We start from the raw sequence: 22,716 nt of genomic DNA, 5'->3' as shown, positions 1-22,716 counted from the left end.
TTCACGAACTCCTCCTTTGGCCTGTTACTCCACGGATTCCGTCGATCACGCCGGCTAGGCCTGCCTCGAACGATGCTCGGCGAGAGGGATTTCCTCGTGCGAGAGCCACGACTAGATACTTGACCGTGTCGACTAGTCCGGTCAGGAAAGCGAGTTTCACCCGCTTGCTGCGAGATTGTGCAAATACCGTCAATCGGTTTCGGTGGTAGTAGTAGCAGTAGGTTGTGCTGTAACCGCGGCCAGTCGACCCGCCTTGGGCGTGCACGACCAGCGCCTCCGGCTCGATCCCCACACGCATTCCGAGGTCGCGAGCGCGTAGTGACAAGTCGGCATCCTCCCAGTAGAGGAAGAATCGCTCGTCGAAGCCCCCCAGCCGCTTCCAGGCATACCACGAGATCAACATCGCTGCGCCGCTGCAGAAGGAACAGGTGCGGAATGTTCCCCGGTCCTCCGGTGTTCGTTCGTAGATGCCCGGGTGAGTGGAACGGCCTCGTACGGGGTCGATTTCACCACCTTGGAACCAGGTCGATGTCGGACCGGCTTCATTCTGAACTATGAAGGGGGAAAGGATGTCGACAGCACTGGTCTCAGCTCGCTGAACCAACAGGTCCAGACATCCTGGTGTCACGACCGTATCCGGATTGAGTACCCACAAGTAGTCGGGTTCGCCGGAATTATGCGCGACCTCGGCGGCGTAGTTCACGCCCCCGCCGAACCCGAGATTCCGAAGTGTCGAAACGACGGTTACGTCAGTGCGACCTTCGAACAGAGTCCGCAGGTCATCGAAGTCAGTTCCACCCGAACTGTTGTCGACCAGAGTTATGTGGAGGTCGACCTTGGCATCAATGGAATCGATACATCTCTCGGCGAGGAGTGCGGACCGAAAATTCACGATGATGACTTCGACCGTGGTCACGACGGTATCCGTTGCGCATCGAGACTGTGCGTGGTTGCAGCGTGCCGCCCCGTCGCCTTGGGCGATTCTTGCTGTAACGCATACCAACCTGCGATCGCACCCAATATGAACGGCTGCTCCCAGAGAAACAGAGACGAGAGGAAGGTGGAGCTGACCAGAATCACAGACAGCGTGCACAGGCTGGCTGTGTAGTAGGTGTTCTCGGCAATGTGGATACTTGCGCGCAGTGACACGACGTAGAGTGCACCAACTGCGACAAGGCCGACTATGCCGAGGTGTATTGCACCCAATGCAGGCAACGTCTTGGGGGCGAGCGCAAAGTCGGAAGTTGTGTTGATGAGGTAGAAGACTTCGGTCAGTTCGACCTGTCGAAAGCTTTGAAAGTTTGCATCCAACGAATCGCGCATCAACCGCTGGACCGATTCGAGGTATGCCACAAATCCGTATCCAAAAGGATTCTCCCACAACGCTCTCAGCGCTGTCGACGACCAGAGCGCCCGTGTTGCATCGGAGGTGCCGGCCGACCCCACACTGACGCTAGGTGCGACAGCTTTCCAGATGCTGCTCTGGAGAACGGCGGTCAATCCGAACGACAGTGCCAGCGTCACTGCTACGACAGCGGTCGCTACCGCAGTGCTCCGCACCCTGAGCCACGACCACGCGGATCGATTGAGGCACAGTGCGACGATCGAGGCCAGCAGAACGGTTCCGATGACGACCGCGGTGCCTCTACTGGCTGTGAGGTATTGGCCGACAACCAGAATGGCCACGACGGCCGCAATGCCCAGTCGGCCCCGAATTACGATGCACGCAAAGGTGCCCAACACGATATACCCGCCGCCGAGTGACGACGGTTCGAAACGGCTTCCCCGAACTCGCTGCTGAATATTCGGAATGCTGTGCAGATAGTTGCTGTTTTCAACTACAAGCAATCCCAGCTTCGCGGCGATGAGGGACAGCAACAGAATTGAGAAGCCAGCGGCTATGCCCACGAACACAGCCTTGGGCGCGACCTGCATCAGAATGTATCCGGCCAAGGGCACTGCGCACCAAATGGCAACCGTCAGGCCAAGCCTCAACAATTTACCCACTGTCGACACGCCGAGCAGGGCGTCCGGTAGTGCCATCGCGCTGATCAGTGAGATGGCGAGCCCGTACAACACGATTCCGGAAGCCCAGATAGGCCATCGCCCCAACGCGGGTCGGTCGCTGCCGACCGCGATGACGGCTACCGCCAGAAACAACCATCCTGGCGAAGCGAGAAGACCGCCGCCGATGCCTCGGAGCGGTGCCACATCGTCGAACGCAAAGGACGCGCAGCCGATCGCGGTCAGCGCGTTCACCGTCCACGGCCGTTTTATCGTGCGCGCACGAGGCAAAAATACGGTCGCACGCGCAAGCCGTAACCGGAGAGCGTGGTGAATATCCTTTCGTCCGACTCGTGAACGGCCGCTACTGTACGAAGTCACTGACGCCATGCGAAGGGCTCCGACTGTCTCGGGCAGTTGCCTCGGTGGCGACGCGTGTTGGGAGATCTGCCTTCGGTTCCACGGCAACCACTTCGCGCGAATGTGTATACGGCAGATAGCCGTCCCGCACTGCCTGCTTGCCGGGAATGAGCGTAAGTATCGATCCCAGGACCTTCGCGTTCACACCGGCAAGGTCTGCAAGCGCGCGGCGGATTTGGCTGACGCTTGTGGTACCCCACTTCGACACGAACAGCACGCCGTCTGCCTCGGCGGCAAGAACCACGGCGTCTGTCAGCGACAGAAGTGGTGGCGCGTCGATGAGAATGAAATCGAACCGCTCGCGGAGGTCATCGAGGACCTTTCGTGCCTGCGACGAACCGAGCAATTCGCTCGGGTTCGGGGGTAGAGGTCCGGCAGAGAGGACGAGCAAACCAGTGGTGGCTGTCTTCTGCAGCGCCTCGTCCAAGCTGATTTGCTTGGTCAGCACCGTCGTAAGGCCTACTGCCTCGACGGCGCCGAGCGCCCGAGACAGCTCCGGTCTGCGGAGATCTCCTTCGACGAGTGCGACCGTGTGCCCGGCCTCGGCCAAGGCCAGCCCGAGGTTCAGAGTTGTCGTCGTTTTCCCCTCTTCGGACAGCGCGCTCGTGATGACAAATGTCCGAGGTGGGCGGTCGATGTTGAGGAACTGCAGGTTGGTGCGAAGTTGTCGGTAAGGTTCGGCATCCTCGGACGGATGCCTGGCGTCGAAGTCGGCGAACCGGGACTTCTTCCGGCCGACAGCAGGAATTGCGCCCACTGCCGGTGAACGGGTGACCACCGAGAGTGACTCGCGGTCTTTCACTGTGTTGTCCAGCTTTCCTCGCAGCAGTGCGAGTGACGAGCCGACGAGTAGGCCCAGGAACAGGCCCAGAATCGTGTTGCGCATGGTGTTCGGCGAGACCGGACCCGACAGTGGCTCGGCGGGTTCCACGATTGCCACCTGAGCCGCAGGAACTCCGGTACCTCCGCCCTCCAAACGCTCGACCACACCTACGAACTCCTGGGCCGCGGTATCGGCGATCAGAGTGGCGCGATTGGAGTCCGTATCGGTCACTTTCAACTCCAGCAGCACCGTATCGGGCACTGGTGTCGCGGTAATTTCTGACCGAAGTTCATCCACGGACAAAGGAAGATTCAACTTGTCGACTACCAGTTGCGCGAGGTTCTTCCCAGTGACGAGCTGTGCGTAGGAGAGGACGCGCTGTTGAGAGAAGAGGTCGTTCTGGTAGAGCTCGCTGACGCTGGAGGACGCGGCCGTCGACACGAACAGCCGGACAGTCGATGCGTACTTCGCCGTCGAAGTGAGCGACCACGCAAGACTCGCCCCAGTGATCAATAGCGTAGTCAGTGCAACGATCCACCAGTTGGTCAGAAGCGTTCGCACAAAACCTGATCGTGGCAACAATCTGCCTCCATCGTTCGTGGCTTTCGATTCGAGACCTTTCGCCCAATCGGCGTCGCTCGCATCATGAACCGGAAATTTCTATGCCCCGAGAGCGACTGTAAACCAGCCGCCGTGGAAGTGCGCAACGTAATGCGATTTGCTCGAATTGGTTACCCGAATAAACGATAACAATGCGTTGAAATGGCGGAAAAAATACACACAAACACATTCGAAGTAGGTTTCCCGGGCTGCTGGCGACCCGGTGGTTCGGTTACCCGAATTCGGTAGCAACACTTAGAATTCACTAGAGGGTATTACCCGGCCGGTCATCGACGCCGCACGATCAGCTGACGGTCAAACAGATGACAATCGGACAGAGGACAGGCATGGTATCCGAGCGTTCGCGTACTCGAGCCGCCGATTGTCGCTCGATGTGTCTGGAGAAGCTCAATGCGCAGAACAATCCGCTCCCTCGTCCTTGCATTGGTTGCCAGCCCAACCTCCGCGTCGTCAATGGGGTCCACCGCTGATGCCGGTCCCGTCGTCGACCTAGCCTCCGGTGTTGTCGAACTTCCGATACTCGATGTCGGGAGCATGGTCACCGGCAGTGCAGACGGTGTGATAAATTCCGTGGCCCCGCTGATTGGGTCCATCGACGCCCCCGGGCACCGTACCCGGATTTCTGGGCGTTCCCTTGCCTGCCGCGCCTCCGTCAGACGACCGCGTAGTCGGCGGCTGGTATGGAAGCGCATCGGCACCCTCGTCGGAGAATTGGCACGAGACTACGGCCAGGCCGAAGCCGACAATGCCACGACCTTCTCGTCGACGGAGGTGCTGCGGTTGTGAGCAGTCCGCACGACGGCTACACCGTCGATCTGGAACTGCTCCGGCGGACCACCGGGTCGATCGCAACGTTCGTCGGCACGCTCGAACGCACCCTCAGTGACATCGACACCGACGTAGTCCAGCATTGCCTGGACGTGTGGGGCGGCGACGGCTCGGACGCGTACCGAGAAAGGCAAACTCGGTGGACCGAGGCGATCACCCGAGCCGACGGTGAAGTCGAGGAGATGCGACTCGCCGCCCGAACCGCCCACGCCAACTACTCCGCGGCGCTCCACCAACATCTTGATGCTGGGGCGCTGATCGATGACGGGTGTCGTTCGGCCCCAGAACTATTACGATGCTGCACGCTCGGTGCTCGACGTCGCGGCAGCAGTGTCGAGGACGCACAGCGATACCATGGCCGCACTCGCCGGCACCGAGTCCATGGCGGGCACCGACGACGCAGGCAAAGAATTTGGGAGGCCTACGACACCCAGGCGGCCACCTTTGAATCAATGGGCCGCACTCTCGGCGAGGCCATTCATCACTACGGCCGAGTCCTCATTCAAATGGGGACCAATCATGCTCAGGCCGAGGCAGGCTCGAACATCAGCGGCGGCGGAGTCGTCGCACCGCCGCAGATCCCGGCGACGGCCAACTCGCCATGTGCGTCGCTCTCCCAAGCGCCGAGGGCGGTGACGGCGACGGGCTCTCCGAGGTGATCGGACTGCTGCAGTACATCGGGGTTCCGGTTCCCAACGCCGACACCGACAAACTCACCACAGCCTCCGCAGCGTGGGCGCAGGTGGCAAGCGGCAGTGGCGGGGGTTATCTCGGCGCGCTGCAGGCAACATCGTCGTCCCTGGACGGGTTGGCGGGCGAAGAACTCGACATCGTCATCGAGGACCTCGAAGAACTCAACTCTCTCGTCGACGAATACGCTCTTCGCCGGTGCACTACGCGATGCCGTGCGAAGCGCACAAGAGTTACCTCGACGAGGTCCGTGCCAAGATGGCCGACCTACTCGACGATCTGGCGGTCGAACTGGCCGTCACCGCCGCCGCAGGCATCTTCTCCTCGTTCGTCACATTCGGTGCGGGTGCTGCTGTGGCGACGGCCAAGGCGACGAGCACCATTGCGCGGTACGGCACCAAGATCAGTGCCCTCATCTCAAGCGAGAAGGGCCGCTGCGGCCGTCAATCACATCGCTGTAGTCGACGACACACATCCGAACGGGACCGTTGAAATCACGATGCGCGCCAACGGAAACGACCACGGCCTCATGTTCCGACTGTCCGATGCGACGAACTTCTTCGTTCTCACCACGACTGGGCGTCTCTACAAGTGTGAGGCAGGATCCTTTAGTCAGATCGGCGGCACTGCCATCGCCGGGTCGGCAGGAAACGTCTACCAGGTGGTCTTGTCGGGCTCGTCGATCTCGATGAAGATCAACGGGGCTGCGCACAGCGCCACAGTGACGAGCGCTTTCAATCAGAACGCGACCAAGCACGGCTTGCTATCGAAGAATGCTGGTGCACGATCCGAGAGCTTCGTGCACACGGCGGCTGTCGCCTAGCCTGTCAGGCGCCGTGATGGGGGTGGGTGCAGTCGCACTTGTCGCTCCAGCCGGTCGTCCCGAGTTCGGTGTGACATTCCGCAGGGCGGGGTTTCAACCCAAGTTTCGTGCGATCTACGATTGCCCGCTGATCGGCGGTTGCTCGCTGTTGTCGTGGCCGCACATAGGGCAGTCGCCACTGCGCGAGGCAGTGACCAGTTCGGTCGGGACGGCGGTTTTCGAGATCGGACTCATGGGACGCATCATGCCTCACCCACGTGCCCTGAGCGCATCAAACGCCAGGGACTTCGCTGGGAAGATCGGACAACACGGCGGAGATTCGATCTGCGAGCACCTGGTCCCCTTCCGGCGTGAGGCGTCCTTGACCGTCGTCTGTTGCGGGGTCTGATAGCCAACCGAGCGCATCGGTGAACGGGACTTTAGCTGTCTCGGCCGCGAGTCTAACTTGCTCGTTGACTTGGAGAACGGCTGGTGAGGGTGGAGTCGAGTCCCACATCGGGCCGATGACGAAGACCTTCGCCTGCGGCGCGGTTTGGGCGAGGTCGCGGTACAGCGCTTCCGCTTGTTCGCGGACGCGGTCCGGCGCTACTACGTCTTCCCGGCCACCGGCAACGACGATCACGTCTGGGTTGTTTCGGATGACACCCGCAACTTTGTCGGTGAAGCTTGCCGACCCGCCCGCTATATAACCGCTTGCTCGGCCTGCCTCGCTGTTGAGGAACCATCCACGGGCTTCGGAGACGATTCGGATCCACGGTCGGGGTGCGTCGAAGTCGGCCACGGAGTACTGGTCACCGATGACGGCCAGGCGGAGTGAGCGCATGGGCGTGGGTGGGACGTACGGCTGAGCCTCGTTGGCGCTGTCGGTGCCAGTCCGCGGGCCACGCTGGTTGTCGTACCAGAGGCCGAGGCCGACCAGGAGAACGGCCGCAACTGCTGCGGCGATTCCGATCTTCGCGCCTTGTGTGTTCATGCGGGGGATTGTGCCGCACCAACCTACGGCCCGCCGATTTTGGGCTCACCGAACAAGCGGTGCATACACCAATAAGTTCCCCCCGCGCATAAAAGTTGTGGCATAAGTCATATGCCGCATAACCGCCCTCTTCGGGTGCATAGCCACCTCGTCCGTCTCGCACGCGATTCATGTTGGCAACCTCCCGGATCGGTGCCTATGCAGCCACAACGCTGCGCCATGGCGGTCATACTCGGCTACCCGGGCGATGTGTTCGATGCCGACGCCGTACTGACGCACAGGTAGGTCCTGCTTAAGCCGAACGAGTGCCTGCAGCCACGGGTCAGGCAAGTCTGCAAACGTCTATTTCGGCTCCGCCAGATGGTGTCCAGGTCGCCGACAACACTCGCTCCAGATCCGGGAAGAAGCGATTCACGGTCTGATTATCTCAGCTGCGCGCACGTCACGTCGTCGTGACTGAGCCTATCGAGCGGCCAGCCCGCATGCGCCGATGTATGCGATATCGCGTTCATAGACAGCGGTGTCTCCGCGGTCGAGAACGGCCTGCTGCGCAGGGTCTCCGATGCGCGCATGGGTGACGATGAAGTCCACGAGTTCACGCAAGCGAACGATCGCCGTTGCCGCGACCTGATCTGTCGTGATCGAAGAGTCGTCGTAGCTCTTCACGAACAAATTGAGCCTTCGCCGTTGTTCTGACAGGCCGGGATGGTCCACACCGGGATTTGCCGGATCGGTCAGAGGAACAAAGCGATACGCGGTGTAGGCGATGTCCCACACCCGGGGGCCAGGCGAAGCGGCATCGGAGTCGATCATACCCGTCGGTCTGCCGGCCACGAACAGAAGGTTGTAGGGAGCGAAGTCGTTGTGACACAGCACGTCACGTGGTTCATGCGTCGGCAGCTGCCAACGAGCATCGAGCGGCGGAACGAAGTCTGCGGAGGCGTCGTGATAGTGGCGCAAGAGCGTCGCGACGGAGACGAGAGTCTCGTCGGACAGCGCATGCGGTAGCAAGGGATACGTGGCAACGGCGCCGGGGACGAAGGTGAGAACCTCGCGGCCTTGGTCATCGACCCCGCGCGCCTGCGGGGCACGGTGGAACCCTCGTTCTCGCAGATGAGCGAGCAAAGCGTGGACAGCAGGGGTCCACGGCCCAGTTGCTCGGCGCACTGTGTCGCCCACCTTGACGACCGACGTCATGTTGCCGCCGTGCAGTTCGATCTCGTCCACAGGTACTGGCGACCCCCTCGCGACGTTCACCACCCAGGGCCAGCGGTACGGCGTGATCACGCCAGCTGGGTTCTTGTGGACCGGTTGGCAGGTTGCCTGGAATCACGCTCGCTCTGGCTGATGCGCGCTCGCGGTAACGGCGCTGTGATACCCGGATCGGATGTGGGCGCGCATGATCGATTCGACCCATTCGGGGTCGCGGGCCTCGATGGCGTCGACGATTTCGAGGTGATGAAGGGCGCTGCGCATCAACTGAGGCCCGCTGTAGCTGCGGAACGTTCGAGACGCCACCACCGGCTTCAGCATGCTGGACGTCATCTCCGCGATTCGAGCATTGGGACACCGTTCCAGGATCGCCGAGTGAAAAGCGTTGTTCAGAACCGCGATCGCGGCGAAGTTCGATTCGCCCACCACCTCGGAATACATGTCGTCGGCCAAGGTGCGGAGCTGTGCCACGTCGTCGTCGCTCATGTTCTCCGAGGCCAGGCGCGCCGCGTGCGGTTCCATCATCGAGCGTGCGGAATACATCATCTCGACGGAATCCTGCGAGTATTCGACGACGCGGGCGCCCTTGTTCAGTTCGATGGTGATGACGCCGCTGCTTGCAAGCGCCTTCAAGGCCTCCCGCACCGGGGTGCGACTCACGCCGAAGCGTTCGGCCAGTTCGATTTCTCTGAGCTTCTCGCCGGGCTGATACTGCCCGCTGATGATGAGGTCGAAAATGGCCTTGCTGAGTTCGGACAATGGCGTGGCTCCTTGCGCGTCAGTCCAACCATTGTGTACGAGCCACGTCGTCCCGTGTACCACCACGGGACAGAAACGAGTACGAATCGGTTCCGGTGACCTTCTCCGAGTACCGGACCACGTCGAGATAGCGGTCCAAGTCGATGCCGGTGGCGACGCCCATGCTGTGCAGCAGGTTCAGCACATCCTCCATGGGTGCGTTCCCCAGGACGGATTTGTCACCCGGGAACCACATGTCTCCGCCGAGACCTCCGAAAGACGCCTCCAGCCAGTCGGCGCCCGCGGCCAGCGCTGCAAGGGCGTTGATCGGACCGAACCCGTTTCGGTTGTGCAGATGCACACCGACCGGGATGTCCGGTGCCAGCGACTTGGCGAGGGCGATACCGTTCTCGAACTCCGACGGGATCTCCATTCCACTGGTGCCGGCGAGATACAGCGAGTCGACGCCGGCGTCGATCACCCGTCGCAGAGCGCCTTTCAGTTCGTTGTTCGGGATCGGTCCCCGGCAGGTAGCGAAGAACGCCGTAGCCACGGCAGCAGTGACTTTCTTGCCCGACGCATGCGCGTGGTCGACCACCTCGGCCAGCGCCGCCAGCAACTGGTCGGGAGTTGCGTTCTGGTTGCGTCGAGCTGTCTCCGGATCGACCGGGACGACCATGACGATCTCGTCGATCCTCGTCTCGAGTGCGCGCAGCGCACCCTTGAAATTGGGCACCAGCGCCTTGTAGGTGACGCCGGCAGACTTCGGCGCGTCGGCGATCACCTGCTCTGCATCGGCGAACTGGGGGAGCACGCGCGGGTGAGCGAAGGAGGTGATCTCCAGGGTCGTGAAGCCCGACGCCAACAACCCGTTCAGGATCTCCAGTTTGGCGTCCGTGTCGAGGACGTTCTCGACGGCTTGGAGGCCGTCCCGTAGGCCGACGTCCACAACCGTTGCACTGCTCGGTAAGTCGCGGCCGATCATCACACGGTGCCCTGACCCGCGAAGTGCGCGACCTCGTCCTCGGTGTACCCGCCCAGGCGGTGCAGAACCTCGGTGGTGTGCTCGCCCAAACTCGGACCTGGCCAACGCACGCTGCCATCGGTGCGGCTGAAACGGGGGAAGGTGTTCTGCATCGGAACCGAGCCCAGCACCGGGTGCTCGGTCTCGATGATGCTGCGGCGAGCGATGAACTGCTCGTCTTCGAGCATGTCCGACGGCCGATAGATCTTGCCGGACGGGACAGCATGCTCGTGCAGAAGCTTCTCCAGCTCGGCGGCGTCGAGACCGGCAGTGAACTCGGCGACGAGGCCGTCCAGCTGTTGCTGCCGCTCACCACGCGCAGTGTGAGTGGCGAATCGCTCGTCCACGGCCAGTTCCGGCTGGCCCATGGCCTCGGCGAGTCGAGCGAAGACGGTGTCCTGGTTGGCGGCGATCAGAATCCACGCACCTTCCTTGGTCGGGTACACGTTGCTCGGCGCCACGTTCGGCAGGATCGCGCCGCTCCGTTCGCGCTGGTAGTTGGCGATAACCCACTCGGGAACAAGGGATTCCATCACGCCGAGCACGGCTTCGTAGATCGCGGAGTCCACCACCTGGCCACGGCCGCTGCGGGTGCGCTCGAACACCGCTCCCAGAGTCCCGATGGCCGCGAACAAAGCAGCAAGCGTGTCGCCTATCGAAATGCCCACGCGCGACGGAGGAGTGGACGGATCGCCGACGACGTACCGGAGCCCACCCATGGCCTCACCGATCGCTCCGTACCCGGCCCGTGACGAATACGGGCCTGTCTGACCGAAACCCGACACCCGCGTCAGAATCACGCTCGGGTTGAGCTCGGACAACTGTTCGTACCCCAGTCCCCAGCGTTCCAGCGTGCCCGGCCGGAAATTCTCGACGACGATATCGGCATTCCGGATGAGGCGCTTCGCGATCGATTGTCCCTCCGTGGTGCGCAAGTTGACGGTGACCGACTGCTTGTTGCGACCGACGACGGACCACCACATGGACTCGCCCTTGGGGAGCGTGCGTCCCCAAGCGCGCATCGGATCACCGCTTCCTGGTTGTTCCAACTTGACGACCTCGGCACCGAGGTCGCCGAGTATCTGGCCGCAGAACGGGCCGGCGATGAGCTGGCCCATCTCTATCACTCGCAGCCCGGCCAAGGGGCCGGCCGAACCGTCGGATCGGGGCTGTTCCGTCATGAGCGCTGTCCGTTCTGTGAGCGAGTATGTATGCATTCAGTGGTTCAAGAGGTGTCTGCAGGCTACATAAGCACAGAAATGTATACAAAAGCTTGACTTTGGTGATGCAAGACACATAGCGTGCCGAAGTGGTCGAGGTTCGCTCGCGGGCCGTCGATCGCCGCACGGTTCGGACACGAGAAGGGCACCCGCTCAATGGAATCAATGTCGCTGGTCCACATCGCCATCAGCGTTGTCGGAGTGGTTGCCATCATCGTGGCCTTCAAGATCGAGCCGGTGATCGCGCTGGTCCTGGGCGGCGGATATCTGGGAATCGCGACCGGGCAGGGATTCGCCGGTACGACGACCGAGATGGTCGAGGGGTTCGGCTCGGTGATGACCGAGATCGGGCTGTTCATCGCGTTCGGCGTACTGCTGGGAGCGCTGGTGGAAGCACTCGGCGTTCCTCAACGGGTGGCGGAGGGGATGCTGCGAATCTTCGGGCGACGAGGGTTGCCCTACGCACATGGACTCTCGCTCGGAGTTGTTCTCGCATCGGTGTTCGCCGACGTGCTCATCGTCCTGTCCGGTCCGCTCACCCGACACGCCTCGAGCAAGCTGGGGAAGAACGGGCACGGTCTGCTCTCGGGCGTCGCGATCACCGGCATCACAGCCGGCCTCGTCTTCGTCGTGCCGGGCACCGCACTGATGGCGGTGGTCGGCATCCTGGGCATCCCGATCGGAACCGCCCTTCTCTACGCGCTACCCCTCGGAATCGTGGCCATCGTCGTGACCGTTGCCGTGTACTCGACCCTCATCCGTATCGGACTGTGGGACGAAGCGCGTGACGAATCGGAGAGCCTGGGTGAGGCGGTTGCAGTCGGGGCCGAGAACAATTCGGCCACCGCTGAATCCGACTCCTCCGAAGGTGGCTCAACTCGAGGGAAGCGCACCGGGACGGTGACAGCGACACGGCCGAAGGACTCGGTGCCTCCGCTGTTATTCCTTGCCAGCCCGCTGATCGTCGCCGTCGGCCTGATGCTCACCGGTGCGTTCCTGGCGGTGTTCGGAGTGGAGGGGCCGGTGACGGACGCGCTCGGCAACGTCAGCTTCGCACTGTTCGTTGGGGTCTGCCTCGCGTATGTCCTGGCGCGTCGCTACCTCGGAGTCGAGAAAGTATCGGCCGCAGTCGGCAGCGGAATGCGTACCAGCGGCTCGATTCTCATTCTCACCGGCGTGGGCGGAGGATTCGCTGCCCTCGTCAACGGTTCCGGTGTGGGTGACCAACTGACGGACATGTTCGGAGCGAGCGGCGGCGCACCCATCCTGGTTGCCTGGATCATCGCGGCCATCCTGCACGCTGCCGTCGGATCCATCACCCTCGGCGCAATGACAGCAGTCGGCATTCTCGGACCCGTCGTCGCCGCAGCAAGCCCCAGCGGCGCAATGCTTCTCGCGCTGGCCGCGCTCGCGGGAGCTCTCTTCGGAGGTCTACCGAACGCCAACGGATTCTGGTTGTTCAAGTCCGTCTACGGGTTGTCCGTCCGCGGAACCCTCAAGACCTACACCCTCGGCCCGTCGATCTGCTCCGTCGTCTCCTTGGTGCTCATCCTCATCGTGTCGACCGTGGTGTAGCACCCCAGACAGTCGTCCGCCAGAGTGCTTCGAGGATCACTGCGCGGCTCATCTTGCTCGTGCCGAGTTCTCGTTCACGGAAGGTGATGGGCACTTCGGTTATACCCAGACCCGCCCGATGCACGATCAACGCCATCTCCACCTGGAAGCTGTATCCCTTCGACGTCACCGAATCCAAGTCCATCGACGTCAGGGCGTCAGCGGTGAAGACCCGGTAACCCGCGGTCGCGTCGCGAACTCTCAGAGGCGTCAGTAGACGGACATAGCTGTTCCCGGCCCGAGAGAGGACCTTGCGGGTCCACGGCCAACCCTCGGTACGCCCGCCGGGGACGTACCGAGAGCCGATGACCAGGCCGACGCCCGGCTCGCCCGATGCCTGGATCATCGCCGGCAGATGCTCGGGAGCATGGCTACCGTCGGCGTCCATCTCCACCAGACGAGTGAACCCCCGTTCGAGTCCGATGCGGAACGCATCGAGATACGCCGTCGCGAGGCCCGATTTCGCGGGCCTGTGCAGCACCGAGATGCACGGGTGTTCCGCGGCCAACGCGTCGGCGATATCCCCGGTTCCGTCCGGGCTCGAATCGTCGATCACCAGAATCGATGCACCGGGCACCGCAGCGAGTGTGCGGTGGACCAGCGACTCGATGTTGCTGGACTCGTTGTAGGTGGGCACGCACACGAGCACTCCGGCGAAGTCATGTGTCACCGTTCCAACACCTTCGGGGTCCAGACGAGGTAGTAGCCGGCGAACTCGTCGTAGCGGGTGAAGGGGACTCGATTGGACAGACGATACGGAGTCTCCGCCGTCGTGAGATATTCGTTGATCTGCTTGCCGTTCTCGGTGTTGAGGTTGAGGTAGATCGTGCCGAAGTGGGACTGGTCGATCGCCTCGCGGTACGCCGGCATCCCGGTCTTGTTGCCGTAACCGAGCGCAAAGGTGTCCGTCCACAGAATCGGCTCCACCTCACCGCGCAGGGCGTAACGCTGAGCAGAAGGTTCCTCGCCCAGAATCGCTTTCCCCGGAGACGCAGCGATCTCGACGCGCAGTGCCGCGACCATGGCGGTGTCGTCGACCCATGTCGTCAAGAACTGCTGAGACTGAGTGAACCCGAGTACCGACTGCATCACCAGAACCGCACCGGCCACCGGTATGCCGACCCACTTGGCTCGAATGATCAACCACGCCAGCAGGACACCCGCCAGAGGCGCGGCGAAGACCAGACCGAAAGCGACGTGCTTGGAGAGCGACGTCTCCTCGCCGATCCGAATCTGCTGGGCCGGCCCGATGACCGAGAAAGCCAACATGACGAGCCCGATCGGCCACCGTCGGTACTGCGTCGCCGCGCCCACCAGCGCCAGGAGAAGGATCGCGCCGACCCACGTCGCGACGTTCGTCGACAGCAGTGATGCCGACGCGGGGGAAATGGGCGTCCGGTTGGTCGTCGTCGACATGATTCCCGGAATGAGATCCTGAGCCCAGAAGATCAGGATGAAAAAGGCCGTCGCCGTGCCCGACGCGAGCATGAGCAGAGCCTGGCGCGCCGCACCCCAGCGGATGCTCGGCCACGCCAGGATCATGCCGATCACCGCGACGCCGGGCGCATAGACCGCCGTCGCATACTTCGTCAGGAACGCAAGAGCGAGGATCGCGCCGATGACCGGAGCCCACAACAGCGAATTCTGTTGAGCACTGCGCACAGTGAGCCAGAGCGCGACGGCGACGAGGCTCATGGCCATCGCGTCGAACGTCGCCATGTGGGACACGAAGATCACCGATCCCGACAACGTGAACGCGGCAGCCCCCAACAGTCCTGCCAGCGTGCCGAACAAGCGGTTACCTATTCCGTAGACGGCGACGATGGCAACCCAGGTGAAGAACAAGCTGACCAGCCGGGCCGCTTCCAGACCGCCGACCGTATCGGCGAGCGCACCCAACACCGGGAACAACCCCGGCGCGCCCGACAGATAACCGCCCGGGTACTCGGTCACGGTGGCACCGTCGGCGACGTGCTCGAGCATGCGATGACCGATGAACAGGTACAGACCCTCGTCCTGGAACGCGGTGCTGTTGGAACCCGGCCGCAGCGAAAGAACCGCCGAGACAACGGCCATGACGAGCAGCCACGGCCATGCCGCGGACGCCGACCACTCGATGCGGATCCTGCGTCGACGCTCCGGCACTCTCTCGGACGACGGTGGCTGTGTGAAGGTCATGACCTCCGAGCGAAACACTCTGCGGCGGAGCGTCATCGGATCCAGCAACGACGGGAACTCCGTGCGCCAGAACATCAACGGATAGACGACGATCAGGTTGAAGACAGCGAAACCGATCATCGGAGCGTAGTTGGACCACCCGTACTGCGGTGCCCGCCAGAAGATGCCCACCCACATCAGCACCTGCACCAGGACCAACCAGGACGTCATGACGCGTTTGACGCGCCTCGCGGTGGTCGAGCGCGTCTTGATTCCGGTGGCCTGCCAGGCATCGGTACGTCCGCGCATGACGTCGACGACCGCGAGGGAGTGGATGTAGGAGTAGAAAGCCTGAACGCGATCGAGTCCGAGGGTGCTCTCGCGGCCCATGGTGATGACCGGAACCAGCGCGAAGCGCACCACCATGGCCAGGAACACGAACAGGTAGTTGTTGATCGACACATCGTCGGGCGCGAGGAACGCCATCAGAATCGGCGGCAGCGCAATGACATACACGTTCACCGCAGTGTCGATGTAATACAGGAACCCGGACCAGAAGCACAGACGCTGACGAAGCGTGAACGGCATCTTGTGGAACGCGCGCGACTTCAGCAGGCTCATCGACCCGTTCGCCCAGCGGTACTGCTGGTTGGCGAACTGGTCCAGAGTCTCCGGGCACAAACCCTTGGACACCACGACGGGGACGTACCGCGTCCGGAACCCGACGCGCATGAGGTCGACGCCCGTGTAGACGTCCTCGCTGTGCTCGATCGCCGAAAATCCGCCGCCGAGTTCCAACGCGCTCCGACGGTAGATGGCGCAGGTGCCGACGCAGATGGACGCGTCGCTCCTGTCCCGCGCGGCCTGGATCCAGCGGTAGAACAGTACCTGTGTGGCGCCCGCGGCGTACTCCATCCAGTTCATTCGGTGCGTGGTGTCGAAGAACTGCGGACTCTGCACGATCGCCACGTCGTCCTCGGTGGTGTACGGCATGAGCTCGTGCAGATAGTCCGGCCGGGGCACGAAATCTGCGTCGAAGATGGTGATGAACTCTCCGTGGGACTCGTCGAAACCGAACCGGAGATTGCCTGCCTTCTTGAGGAATCCACGGTTGGGGCGTACTCGGTACTCGTAGCCGAAGGTCTCCGCCAGCTCGCGGACACTGCCCCGGTCCGAGTCGTCCAGCACGTACACGGTGATCTCGCCGGACCAATCCAACCGGCTGACATGCCAGAACGTGTTGTGCAGCACAGCAATGTCTTCCCCGGCGCTGGGAAGAAACACATCGACACTCGGATAGTGAACCGGCGCGTAGGAACGCACGCGTGCGATGTGTCCGGCCAAGGTGTCTCGACGCGGTTGCACGGACGTGAGCAGGGAGACGACCATCGCCGTCGTCGTGATGGCAAGGGGTATCAGCAGGGGTATTGCCCACATCTGGCCCTGGACGAGATACAGCAAGCTGACCGTCGTGAGAAAACCGCCGAACGTGGAAGCCAAAGGAATCCAACGATTTTCACTCTGGAGATAGGAATCACGTTCGACGTCCGTCGGCGGCGACGGTAAACCTGGATCGGTAGGAGGGGACACGAGCGCTGGGTCGACGGACCGGGATGCAATCGCAATCCGGTCCTCGTATGTAGATGTCATGAAGGCCAATCGACTGTTGTAGTTTCGATCGCAGAGGAAGAAGGATGGTCGACGCTGACCTGAGTGACACCCGACTTCCTGAAACCTACCTCGAGTTTGGTTTGACCGCTTTTCGAAACCTGTCCGCTGTTCGACCGACACATTGGATCCTCATGACCCACTTCACGCTCGCGTCCCTGGCTGTGGTCACGACGGCAGTGCTCGCAGCGGCAAGTTGTGCGGCCACCGCGGACACGCCACCGCGAACGTTCGGCCTGTCCTCGCAAGGCGAGAACTCGGGCGTCGCGACGGCGTTCACGACCGGGGATGCGCTCGACCGGTCCCCGGAAGTGATCAACTACTTCGAGGCGTGGGCCTGGGAGCGCCCACTCGCGCTCGACACCCTGTACGACATCCACGACCGAGGAGCCATCCCCGCCGTCACGTGGGAGCCGTGGCATCCCGACGAAGGTGAGTATCAGGAACGATTCCGGCCCGCGCGGATCGCAGCGGGGGAGTTCGACGAGTACATCACCGGATGGGCGAGAAGTGCCGCCGAGTTCGACCAGCCGATGCAGCTGAGGTTCGGACACGAAATGAACGGCAACTGGTACCCGTGGTCGGTGGACGGTTCACGCTCGACCGCCGAGGACTACGTCGCCGCCTACCGCCGGGTGCACGACATTTTTCTCCAAGCCGGAGCCAGCAAAGTGCAATGGGTGTGGTCCTACGACGCCAGCAGCGACCGCCCAGGAGGGCTGGACATCGCTGCGCAGACCTACCCCGGCGACCTCTACGTCGACCTCGTGGGAATCGACGGATACAACGGCGGGGGTGAAGGGACGTATTGGCAGACCCCGGACAACCTCTTCGCCGACGCCATCGCGACCGCGAACTCGGTGGCACCCTCCAAGCCTGTGTGGATCTACGAAACCGGCAGCGGAGATGCCCTGGGAGACAAAGCGCAATGGATTACCGACCTCTTCGCCTACCTCGGCACCACCCGCGTCTCGGGGCTGCTGTGGTTCGACTTCGACAAACCAGGCGAAGCCAACTGGTTGCTCGAAAGTCCGCAATCGGCACTGGATTCCGCCCGAGCGGCGCTGAGGGAATGGTGATGCGGGTCAGTCGCAGCAGTTGCAGTGATCGGCTCCGGCCGAGGCCGGCGCGGATATCGGCGTCGCGCAGCAGGTGTCGCCCTTCCACGCGTTCAGCCCTTCCTTGACGGCCAGGCCGGCGATCACCAGTGCTGCGATCGGATCGGCCCAGGACCACCCGAAGAGGCTGTTGAGCAGGAGCCCGACCAGCAGGACTGCCGACAGGTAAGTGCACAACAGTGTTTGTTTGGAGTCCGCTACCGCGCTCGCCGACCCGAGCTCTCGGCCTGCACGGCGCTGAGCCCAGGACAGTGCAGGCATGATGGCCAAACTCACTGCCGCAAGCGCAATTCCGATGGACGAGTGTTCGGCGTCGGCGGCTCCGAAGAGTGTCCGGACGGCATCCACCGTGACGTAGAGCGCGAGCCCGAAGAACGAGAACGCAATGATGCGGAGCGCGACCTTCTCCCTCGACTCCGGATCCGAGGCCGAGAACTGCCACGCAACCGCGGCCGCGGACGAGACCTCGATGATCGAGTCCAAACCGAACCCGATCAGTGCCGTCGAAGACACCCGGGCACCCTCGGAAATGGCGATGACCGCCTCGACGACATTGTAGGCAATCGTCGCCGCCACGAACCACCGAATACGCCTGGACAGCACTGCCCGTCGACGAGCGTTCGGAACCGGGAGTCCGATGTCGGTGGCCATCAGCAGCAGTCCTCGGTGGTCGACGCCGGGCAACACGTGGGATCCACGGCGAGAACGACCTGCAGCAGATCGTCCAGAGCCCGCCCGATGTTGGCGTCGGCCAGCTCGTAGCGTGTTCTCCGGCCATCCGGGACCGCGACGACCAGACCGCAGCCACGCAAGCACGCGAGGTGATTCGACATCTTCTGACGTGTCACGCCCAGGTCTGCCGCAAGCTCGGCGGGGTAGGCCGGCGCTTCCTTCAGTGCCAGCAGTACCCGCGTACGGGTCTCATCCGACAGGGCATGGCCGAAGCGCGACAGCACCGATACACGGGTCAGGACGTCCATACCGGTGACTGTACATCGAAATCTGTATTCAGGAAATACTGAACTATCGGCGGGCGTCCACCAGGTCCGCTGCCTCCTTCAGGCCGAGGCCAGGGTGACGTTCTCGCAGCAGCTTGACGGCCTTCACACGTGACGGAGCTTCGGAGATCGCGTCGGCCACGTCATCGACCGGGATGGTGGCCGGGTCGACCCGCTTAGTGCTGGGATGGTGGGTGCGTCGACGAATCAGCTCCGTCACCTGGACGACGACGAGCAGCGCCCACGCCAGGACGAGGAAGATCTGCCAGGGCGACCGCTCGTCGAGCGCGCTGTCGATCACGCCGGGACCGATCACGGCCAGCAGTGCCAGCATCAGAACTGGGCCCCACGTGTCGGCGAATGTGTTGTCGAACCATCTTCGCGTTCCCATGGGACCCAGCTTCACACGAGTGGCGCCGTCGATGCACGCGCCGAACCGCTGATCAGGCGAAGGGGCAGTTCACGGTGTACTCCCAGATGGTGTCCGCAGGGCCCGTCACCTTCACCAGAACGGACGTGTCGCCACCGGGCGGAAGAGCGACGACGGCGGAACCGGTGCCCTCGTTGATGTTGTCACCCACGGGGCCGATGCTCTGAACCAGGCCGCCCTGATAGAACACCTCGATGACGTCGGGAACGCTCTCGGTCTCGTAGTTGATGACGAACGACGCAGGCCCGGGCCGTCCCAAATCGTGATTGGTCTGGGTCACGCCAGGACCACCGGAGACCGTGCCCTGGTTGCACGGCTGGCGCGGAGCGAACGACCCGGTCCCCGGAAGGCTGTTGAGGATCGAGCTGCCGCCGTTGACGATGCCGGTGACTCCGTCGACGATGTTGCCGTTCAGAACGCTGCTACCACTGTCCAGAATTGCGCTGCCGCCGCTGATGGCTCCGTCGGCGCTCCCGACCGATGGCTGCGCGGACACACCGCCAGGCGCGAGGAGAAGAGCGGCGCCGAGTGTCGCAGACACAGCGATGGAACGTCGGATCAGTCTATTGCTCAACATGTTTGCTCCGCACACGTAGTTTCGAACGACAATGAGTGTCATCGGTCGAATCAATGCTTACAGGGGGCGGGCGGAACGGGTATCCGGCAATCGGATTACATACGAACGAACGACACGGAAACCATGGGGCATTCCGGGGTCAGCAGGTGGGGACGTCGACGGTGATGGTGGGGTCGTCGACGAGAGGCTGCGTGGGAACCAACGCTTCGCCCGGAACGGTGGGCTCCTCGACTTCCCATGTCACTGTCGAGGATTCACCCGGCGGGATGGTGACGTAGGCAGCTTGTACGGGGTGACCGAGTTCGACGCCGCCCTGAACGGCGAAGGCACTGAGCCCGTCGACCTTCGTGGAGAGGATCTTGGCGCCCTGGGTTGCGTACAGGTAGACGATGGACTCGTTGGTGCCGTACGGAACTCCCGGCTGGAAGGTGCTGGCGACGTACTGCGTCAGACCGTTCGGATCGACGGTGTTGGTCAATGTGGCTGTGACAGTCGACTTTCGGGTGGGACCGTTGCAGCTTTCCGCGGTGTAGGTGATGTCTCGGGCCAGGTAGTAATCCAGCTTGTTGCCGCCGGCGTTGTTGACGATCACATTGGCGTAGGGGACAGGCTCGGTCGGCAGTGCATGGCCGATCTTGTTCGCAGCCAGAATTTCCTGCTCCGCCGGGTTCGCGCTCCACACCGAGATGCGGCCTTCGCTTCCGGCGCGGCCGACGGCGTCGAGCAGCTGTCGTGTCGGCGCCACGCCCGTCGTCATCTTGGCCACGACAGCCGCTGCGATCTCCTGCAGGTACGCCTTGCGTGCGATTTGATCGTCCCCGAAGCGCGCGTACGCGGTGGACAGCGTCACCTCGACGACGTTGTCTCCGGAAATCACCTCGCCGTCGGCCAGAGTGATGGGTCCGGTGGCGTCGAGGATGTAACTCAGAGCAATCGGATCGGTCGCGATGGCACCGTTCAACTGCTCACCGGTCTGCTCCGTCCACATCGACGACCAGATCTGTCCCGCGTACGGGAAGTTCGGGCTCGCATTGGAATTGCGGAAGTCGACGGTGGTGTTGCGCGGCGCCCAGAGCGCGTTGTACTCCGGCCCGAGATCGATCGGCTGCTCCGCGAACTCCAGGTCGCTGTTGGCGCCCAGGGTATCCACGCGAGCGGTGCCGTTGTCTGCCCTGATGATGCCGAAACCGCCCAGAAGACCGCCGGTTCCGCGTGCCTCGGCGTTGGTCTGGAACGCCATGAAGTACGAGCGCGGTCCGTCAGCGCCCATCATCGACGGAACCAAGCGGCTCGCGGTGTAGGTGTTGGTGAGCAGCCCGGCAAGATCGTGCGTCTGGTTCTCGAGCTGGACCCTGGCGTCCTGCACCACTCCGAGAAACGCCGGATCCTCGATCGCCTGAGCCTGGGCGTACAGATCCTCCGCAGCGGCGGACGTCTCGGCCAGGATCGGCTGGGCATCTGTCAACGCCTGCAGGTTCACTCGCCCGCCGCCCTCGATGACGCTGTTGGGTGAAATACTCGCGCTCGCAGCGGACGCCGGTTCCAGCACGTCCACGGCGAGACCGTGCACGACGTCGGCGATATCGGACACCGTCGCGAGCGGGCTGCCCAGGTAGGGGATCGCTCCCGCGACGGAGAACGGAATCGACGACGCGGCGTCCTGTGCCTTCTTCGCCGAGTCCGACGCCTCCGCCGCTGCGGCCTGCGCACCGGCGACATCACCGTCGAGCAGAGAATCCTTGGCCTTGTTGGCGGCGTCGCGCGTCGTCTCGAGGTTGGACTTCGCTGTCACGGCCTCGTACGCCAGCCAGGCCACGAACGCGACGACGAGCACGAGGACGATCACGACGGCCCACAGAATCGGGCGCTTCTTGCGTCCACGTGACGATGAGCGGGTCTCGGTACCGGTCGTCATGTCGCCAGAACTCCTGTGGGCTAGGTCGGTGAGCGTCACACCCTGAAAAATGTGACGATGCTCTGGAAGAGTAGCGATTAATTCACGTGAATGACATTTCAAGCAATCGAAACAATGCGCGAATCCGAGGAAAGGCCAACGCGTTAGCGTGATCGTAACGTGATGGTGCTTACATACGACATTCGAGTCGAGTTTCGGCAGACGTACGAGTTGGGGTGAAGAATCGGTGCAGGGCGACCGACTGGGTCGAAGTGGCGGTGACCCGTCACATTCGAATGCGGGAGTTGTAGCGCTCGGTTCGTGGGATGCAACAACCAAGGAAGTGTTCGACAAGATCGTCGCCGCAGGCACTCTCGCGGTGCTCGCTCCGGTGTTCGTGTGCTGCTGGGTCTACGCCAAGGTCACCGGTCCCTCGAAGGCTCCGGTGACCACGCTGCCCCGGCTCGGTCTCGGCGGTGAGGCGTTCGACCTGCTCAACTTCTCTGCCCCGGCTGACCAGCGGAAGACCCGGCCGCTGGTCAAGTACGGTCTGATCCACCTGCCTGAGCTGCTCAACGTACTGCGCGGAGACATGAGCCTTGTCGGTCCACGGCCCCGGCCGGTACGGACATCACAGTCGCAGCTGCCGATCGAGGTTCGGCTGCGCCCGGGCATGACCGGACTCTGGATGCTCACTCCCCGGACCGAACTGACACCGCAGGACATTCACTCGCTCGACAGGACGTATGTGGAGTCCTGGTCGCTTTTCCGTGATATCCGCATCTTGATCGTGACGGCCGGCGCGGTTCGTTACGGCTGGAAAACGACCTGACCTCGTGTGATTTCCCGTCGAAAAACAAGCAAGTCGACCTTTTTCAGGGTCA

General features: G+C 62.7%; 21 protein-coding genes and 1 pseudogene. 7 read left to right on the top strand and 15 right to left on the bottom strand.

Going from position 1 to position 22,716, the window contains the following annotated elements; translation table 11 throughout:
* Nucleotide 1 precedes the first annotated feature (1 nt).
* From CH290_RS31095 to CH290_RS02140, 3 genes are all read right to left on the bottom strand, one after another.
* Entirely contained in the window at nt 2–916 is a 915-nt protein-coding gene (locus CH290_RS31095; protein ID WP_052083128.1) for a glycosyltransferase family 2 protein, read from the bottom strand.
* Nucleotides 913–2,043, bottom strand: coding sequence for a hypothetical protein (locus CH290_RS30125; protein WP_170947629.1), 1,131 nt, complete (start codon nt 2,041–2,043; stop codon nt 913–915). Before CH290_RS30125 ends, CH290_RS31095 begins: the two co-directional genes overlap by 4 nt.
* Before the next feature lie 325 nt (nt 2,044–2,368).
* Entirely contained in the window at nt 2,369–3,808 is a 1,440-nt protein-coding gene (locus tag CH290_RS02140; RefSeq protein WP_052083129.1) for a tyrosine-protein kinase domain-containing protein, read from the bottom strand.
* 740 nt (nt 3,809–4,548) lie between these two features.
* Between CH290_RS02140 and CH290_RS31090 the strand changes: the two are divergent.
* From CH290_RS31090 to CH290_RS02120, 4 genes and pseudogenes are all read left to right on the top strand, one after another.
* Nucleotides 4,549–4,860, top strand: a pseudogene (locus CH290_RS31090) (WXG100 family type VII secretion target); the annotation flags it as partial.
* A gap of 288 nt (nt 4,861–5,148) precedes the next feature.
* Nucleotides 5,149–5,355 (top strand): hypothetical protein, encoded by a 207-nt coding sequence (locus tag CH290_RS30620; RefSeq protein ID WP_052083130.1) that lies wholly within the window; start codon nt 5,149–5,151, stop codon nt 5,353–5,355.
* Nucleotides 5,356–5,584: 229 nt separating this feature from the next.
* A complete protein-coding gene (locus CH290_RS02125) occupies nt 5,585–5,878 on the top strand; it encodes a hypothetical protein (protein ID WP_052083131.1) in 294 nt (97 codons plus the stop codon).
* A 7-nt stretch (nt 5,879–5,885) separates the two neighbouring features.
* Nucleotides 5,886–6,209 (top strand): hypothetical protein, encoded by a 324-nt coding sequence (locus CH290_RS02120; protein ID WP_033189063.1) that lies wholly within the window; start codon nt 5,886–5,888, stop codon nt 6,207–6,209.
* Between the two features lie 271 nt (nt 6,210–6,480).
* Here the strand turns inward: CH290_RS02120 and CH290_RS02115 are convergent, their stop codons facing one another.
* The 5 genes from CH290_RS02115 to CH290_RS02095 all read right to left on the bottom strand — a co-directional run bounded on the left by CH290_RS02115 (nt 6,481) and on the right by CH290_RS02095 (nt 11,337).
* Entirely contained in the window at nt 6,481–7,182 is a 702-nt protein-coding gene (locus tag CH290_RS02115) for an SGNH/GDSL hydrolase family protein (RefSeq protein ID WP_033189064.1), read from the bottom strand.
* Between the two features lie 462 nt (nt 7,183–7,644).
* Nucleotides 7,645–8,409, bottom strand: coding sequence for a phosphotransferase (locus CH290_RS02110; RefSeq protein ID WP_033189065.1), 765 nt, complete (start codon nt 8,407–8,409; stop codon nt 7,645–7,647).
* Nucleotides 8,410–8,511: 102 nt separating this feature from the next.
* Complete coding sequence (locus CH290_RS02105) at nt 8,512–9,153, bottom strand: GntR family transcriptional regulator (protein ID WP_033189066.1); 642 nt, start codon at nt 9,151–9,153, stop codon at nt 8,512–8,514.
* 19 nt (nt 9,154–9,172) lie between these two features.
* Entirely contained in the window at nt 9,173–10,117 is a 945-nt protein-coding gene (locus CH290_RS02100; protein ID WP_033189067.1) for a hydroxymethylglutaryl-CoA lyase-like TIM-barrel protein, read from the bottom strand.
* The gene (locus CH290_RS02095; protein ID WP_033189068.1) at nt 10,117–11,337 is read right to left on the bottom strand and encodes a CaiB/BaiF CoA transferase family protein; all 1,221 of its coding nucleotides are present in this window, start codon (nt 11,335–11,337) and stop codon (nt 10,117–10,119) included. Before CH290_RS02095 ends, CH290_RS02100 begins: the two co-directional genes overlap by 1 nt.
* Before the next feature lie 204 nt (nt 11,338–11,541).
* On the opposite strand from CH290_RS02095, the gene CH290_RS02090 reads away from it, so the two are divergent.
* The gene (locus CH290_RS02090) at nt 11,542–12,951 is read left to right on the top strand and encodes a GntP family permease (RefSeq protein ID WP_052083132.1); all 1,410 of its coding nucleotides are present in this window, start codon (nt 11,542–11,544) and stop codon (nt 12,949–12,951) included.
* Here CH290_RS02090 and CH290_RS02085 read toward each other — a convergent pair.
* Both CH290_RS02085 and CH290_RS02080 read right to left on the bottom strand, forming a co-directional pair.
* Complete coding sequence (locus CH290_RS02085) at nt 12,929–13,660, bottom strand: polyprenol monophosphomannose synthase (protein WP_033189069.1); 732 nt, start codon at nt 13,658–13,660, stop codon at nt 12,929–12,931. The two genes, CH290_RS02090 and CH290_RS02085, sit on opposite strands and share 23 nt — an antisense overlap.
* A complete protein-coding gene (locus CH290_RS02080; RefSeq protein WP_080748705.1) occupies nt 13,657–16,797 on the bottom strand; it encodes a glycosyltransferase family 2 protein in 3,141 nt (1,046 codons plus the stop codon). Before CH290_RS02080 ends, CH290_RS02085 begins: the two co-directional genes overlap by 4 nt.
* 152 nt (nt 16,798–16,949) lie before the next feature.
* Between CH290_RS02080 and CH290_RS02075 the strand changes: the two genes are divergently transcribed.
* Nucleotides 16,950–17,894 carry a glycoside hydrolase family 26 protein gene (locus CH290_RS02075; RefSeq protein ID WP_170947626.1) on the top strand — a complete coding sequence of 315 codons (945 nt, stop codon included), beginning with the start codon at nt 16,950–16,952 and terminating at the stop codon, nt 17,892–17,894.
* A 6-nt stretch (nt 17,895–17,900) separates the two neighbouring features.
* On the opposite strand, the gene CH290_RS02070 is transcribed toward CH290_RS02075, so the two are convergent.
* From CH290_RS02070 to CH290_RS02050, 5 genes are all read right to left on the bottom strand, one after another.
* Nucleotides 17,901–18,584, bottom strand: coding sequence for a cation efflux transmembrane domain-containing protein (locus CH290_RS02070; protein ID WP_033189507.1), 684 nt, complete (start codon nt 18,582–18,584; stop codon nt 17,901–17,903).
* Nucleotides 18,584–18,913, bottom strand: coding sequence for an ArsR/SmtB family transcription factor (locus CH290_RS02065; RefSeq protein ID WP_033189070.1), 330 nt, complete (start codon nt 18,911–18,913; stop codon nt 18,584–18,586). Before CH290_RS02065 ends, CH290_RS02070 begins: the two co-directional genes overlap by 1 nt.
* Nucleotides 18,914–18,956: 43 nt before the next feature.
* A complete protein-coding gene (locus CH290_RS02060) occupies nt 18,957–19,322 on the bottom strand; it encodes a hypothetical protein (RefSeq protein WP_033189071.1) in 366 nt (121 codons plus the stop codon).
* A gap of 52 nt (nt 19,323–19,374) precedes the next feature.
* Complete coding sequence (locus CH290_RS02055; RefSeq protein ID WP_026347577.1) at nt 19,375–19,938, bottom strand: hypothetical protein; 564 nt, start codon at nt 19,936–19,938, stop codon at nt 19,375–19,377.
* A 139-nt stretch (nt 19,939–20,077) separates the two neighbouring features.
* On the bottom strand, nt 20,078–21,853 hold the full coding sequence (locus tag CH290_RS02050; protein ID WP_033189073.1) for a DUF4012 domain-containing protein: 1,776 nt from the start codon (nt 21,851–21,853) through the stop codon (nt 20,078–20,080).
* A gap of 226 nt (nt 21,854–22,079) precedes the next feature.
* Between CH290_RS02050 and CH290_RS02045 the strand changes: the two genes are divergently transcribed.
* The gene (locus tag CH290_RS02045) at nt 22,080–22,664 is read left to right on the top strand and encodes a sugar transferase (RefSeq protein ID WP_033189074.1); all 585 of its coding nucleotides are present in this window, start codon (nt 22,080–22,082) and stop codon (nt 22,662–22,664) included.
* Nucleotides 22,665–22,716 lie beyond the last annotated feature (52 nt).

The organism is Rhodococcus sp. 06-156-4, assembly GCF_002259345.1.
GTDB classification, from domain to species: domain Bacteria; phylum Actinomycetota; class Actinomycetes; order Mycobacteriales; family Mycobacteriaceae; genus Rhodococcoides; species Rhodococcoides fascians_E.
The sequence above is the reverse complement of the archived record's forward strand: the minus strand, read 5'-3'. Positions and strand labels throughout refer to the sequence as shown.

What these genes read in the sequence shown, in the direction of transcription:
- CH290_RS30125 (WP_170947629.1), bottom strand. Translation starts at nt 2,043, where the DNA reads ATGGCACTACCGGACGCCCTGCTCGGCGTGTCGACAGTGGGTAAATTG.
- CH290_RS30620 (WP_052083130.1), top strand. Translation starts at nt 5,149, where the DNA reads ATGGGCCGCACTCTCGGCGAGGCCATTCATCACTACGGCCGAGTCCTC.
- CH290_RS02120 (WP_033189063.1), top strand. Translation starts at nt 5,886, where the DNA reads ATGCGCGCCAACGGAAACGACCACGGCCTCATGTTCCGACTGTCCGAT.
- CH290_RS02115 (WP_033189064.1), bottom strand. Translation starts at nt 7,182, where the DNA reads ATGAACACACAAGGCGCGAAGATCGGAATCGCCGCAGCAGTTGCGGCC.
- CH290_RS02100 (WP_033189067.1), bottom strand. Translation starts at nt 10,117, where the DNA reads ATGATCGGCCGCGACTTACCGAGCAGTGCAACGGTTGTGGACGTCGGC.
- CH290_RS02095 (WP_033189068.1), bottom strand. Translation starts at nt 11,337, where the DNA reads ATGACGGAACAGCCCCGATCCGACGGTTCGGCCGGCCCCTTGGCCGGG.
- CH290_RS02090 (WP_052083132.1), top strand. Translation starts at nt 11,542, where the DNA reads ATGTCGCTGGTCCACATCGCCATCAGCGTTGTCGGAGTGGTTGCCATC.
- CH290_RS02080 (WP_080748705.1), bottom strand. Translation starts at nt 16,797, where the DNA reads ATGACATCTACATACGAGGACCGGATTGCGATTGCATCCCGGTCCGTC.
- CH290_RS02075 (WP_170947626.1), top strand. Translation starts at nt 16,950, where the DNA reads ATGACCCACTTCACGCTCGCGTCCCTGGCTGTGGTCACGACGGCAGTG.
- CH290_RS02070 (WP_033189507.1), bottom strand. Translation starts at nt 18,584, where the DNA reads ATGGCCACCGACATCGGACTCCCGGTTCCGAACGCTCGTCGACGGGCA.
- CH290_RS02065 (WP_033189070.1), bottom strand. Translation starts at nt 18,913, where the DNA reads ATGGACGTCCTGACCCGTGTATCGGTGCTGTCGCGCTTCGGCCATGCC.
- CH290_RS02060 (WP_033189071.1), bottom strand. Translation starts at nt 19,322, where the DNA reads ATGGGAACGCGAAGATGGTTCGACAACACATTCGCCGACACGTGGGGC.
- CH290_RS02055 (WP_026347577.1), bottom strand. Translation starts at nt 19,938, where the DNA reads ATGTTGAGCAATAGACTGATCCGACGTTCCATCGCTGTGTCTGCGACA.
- CH290_RS02050 (WP_033189073.1), bottom strand. Translation starts at nt 21,853, where the DNA reads ATGACGACCGGTACCGAGACCCGCTCATCGTCACGTGGACGCAAGAAG.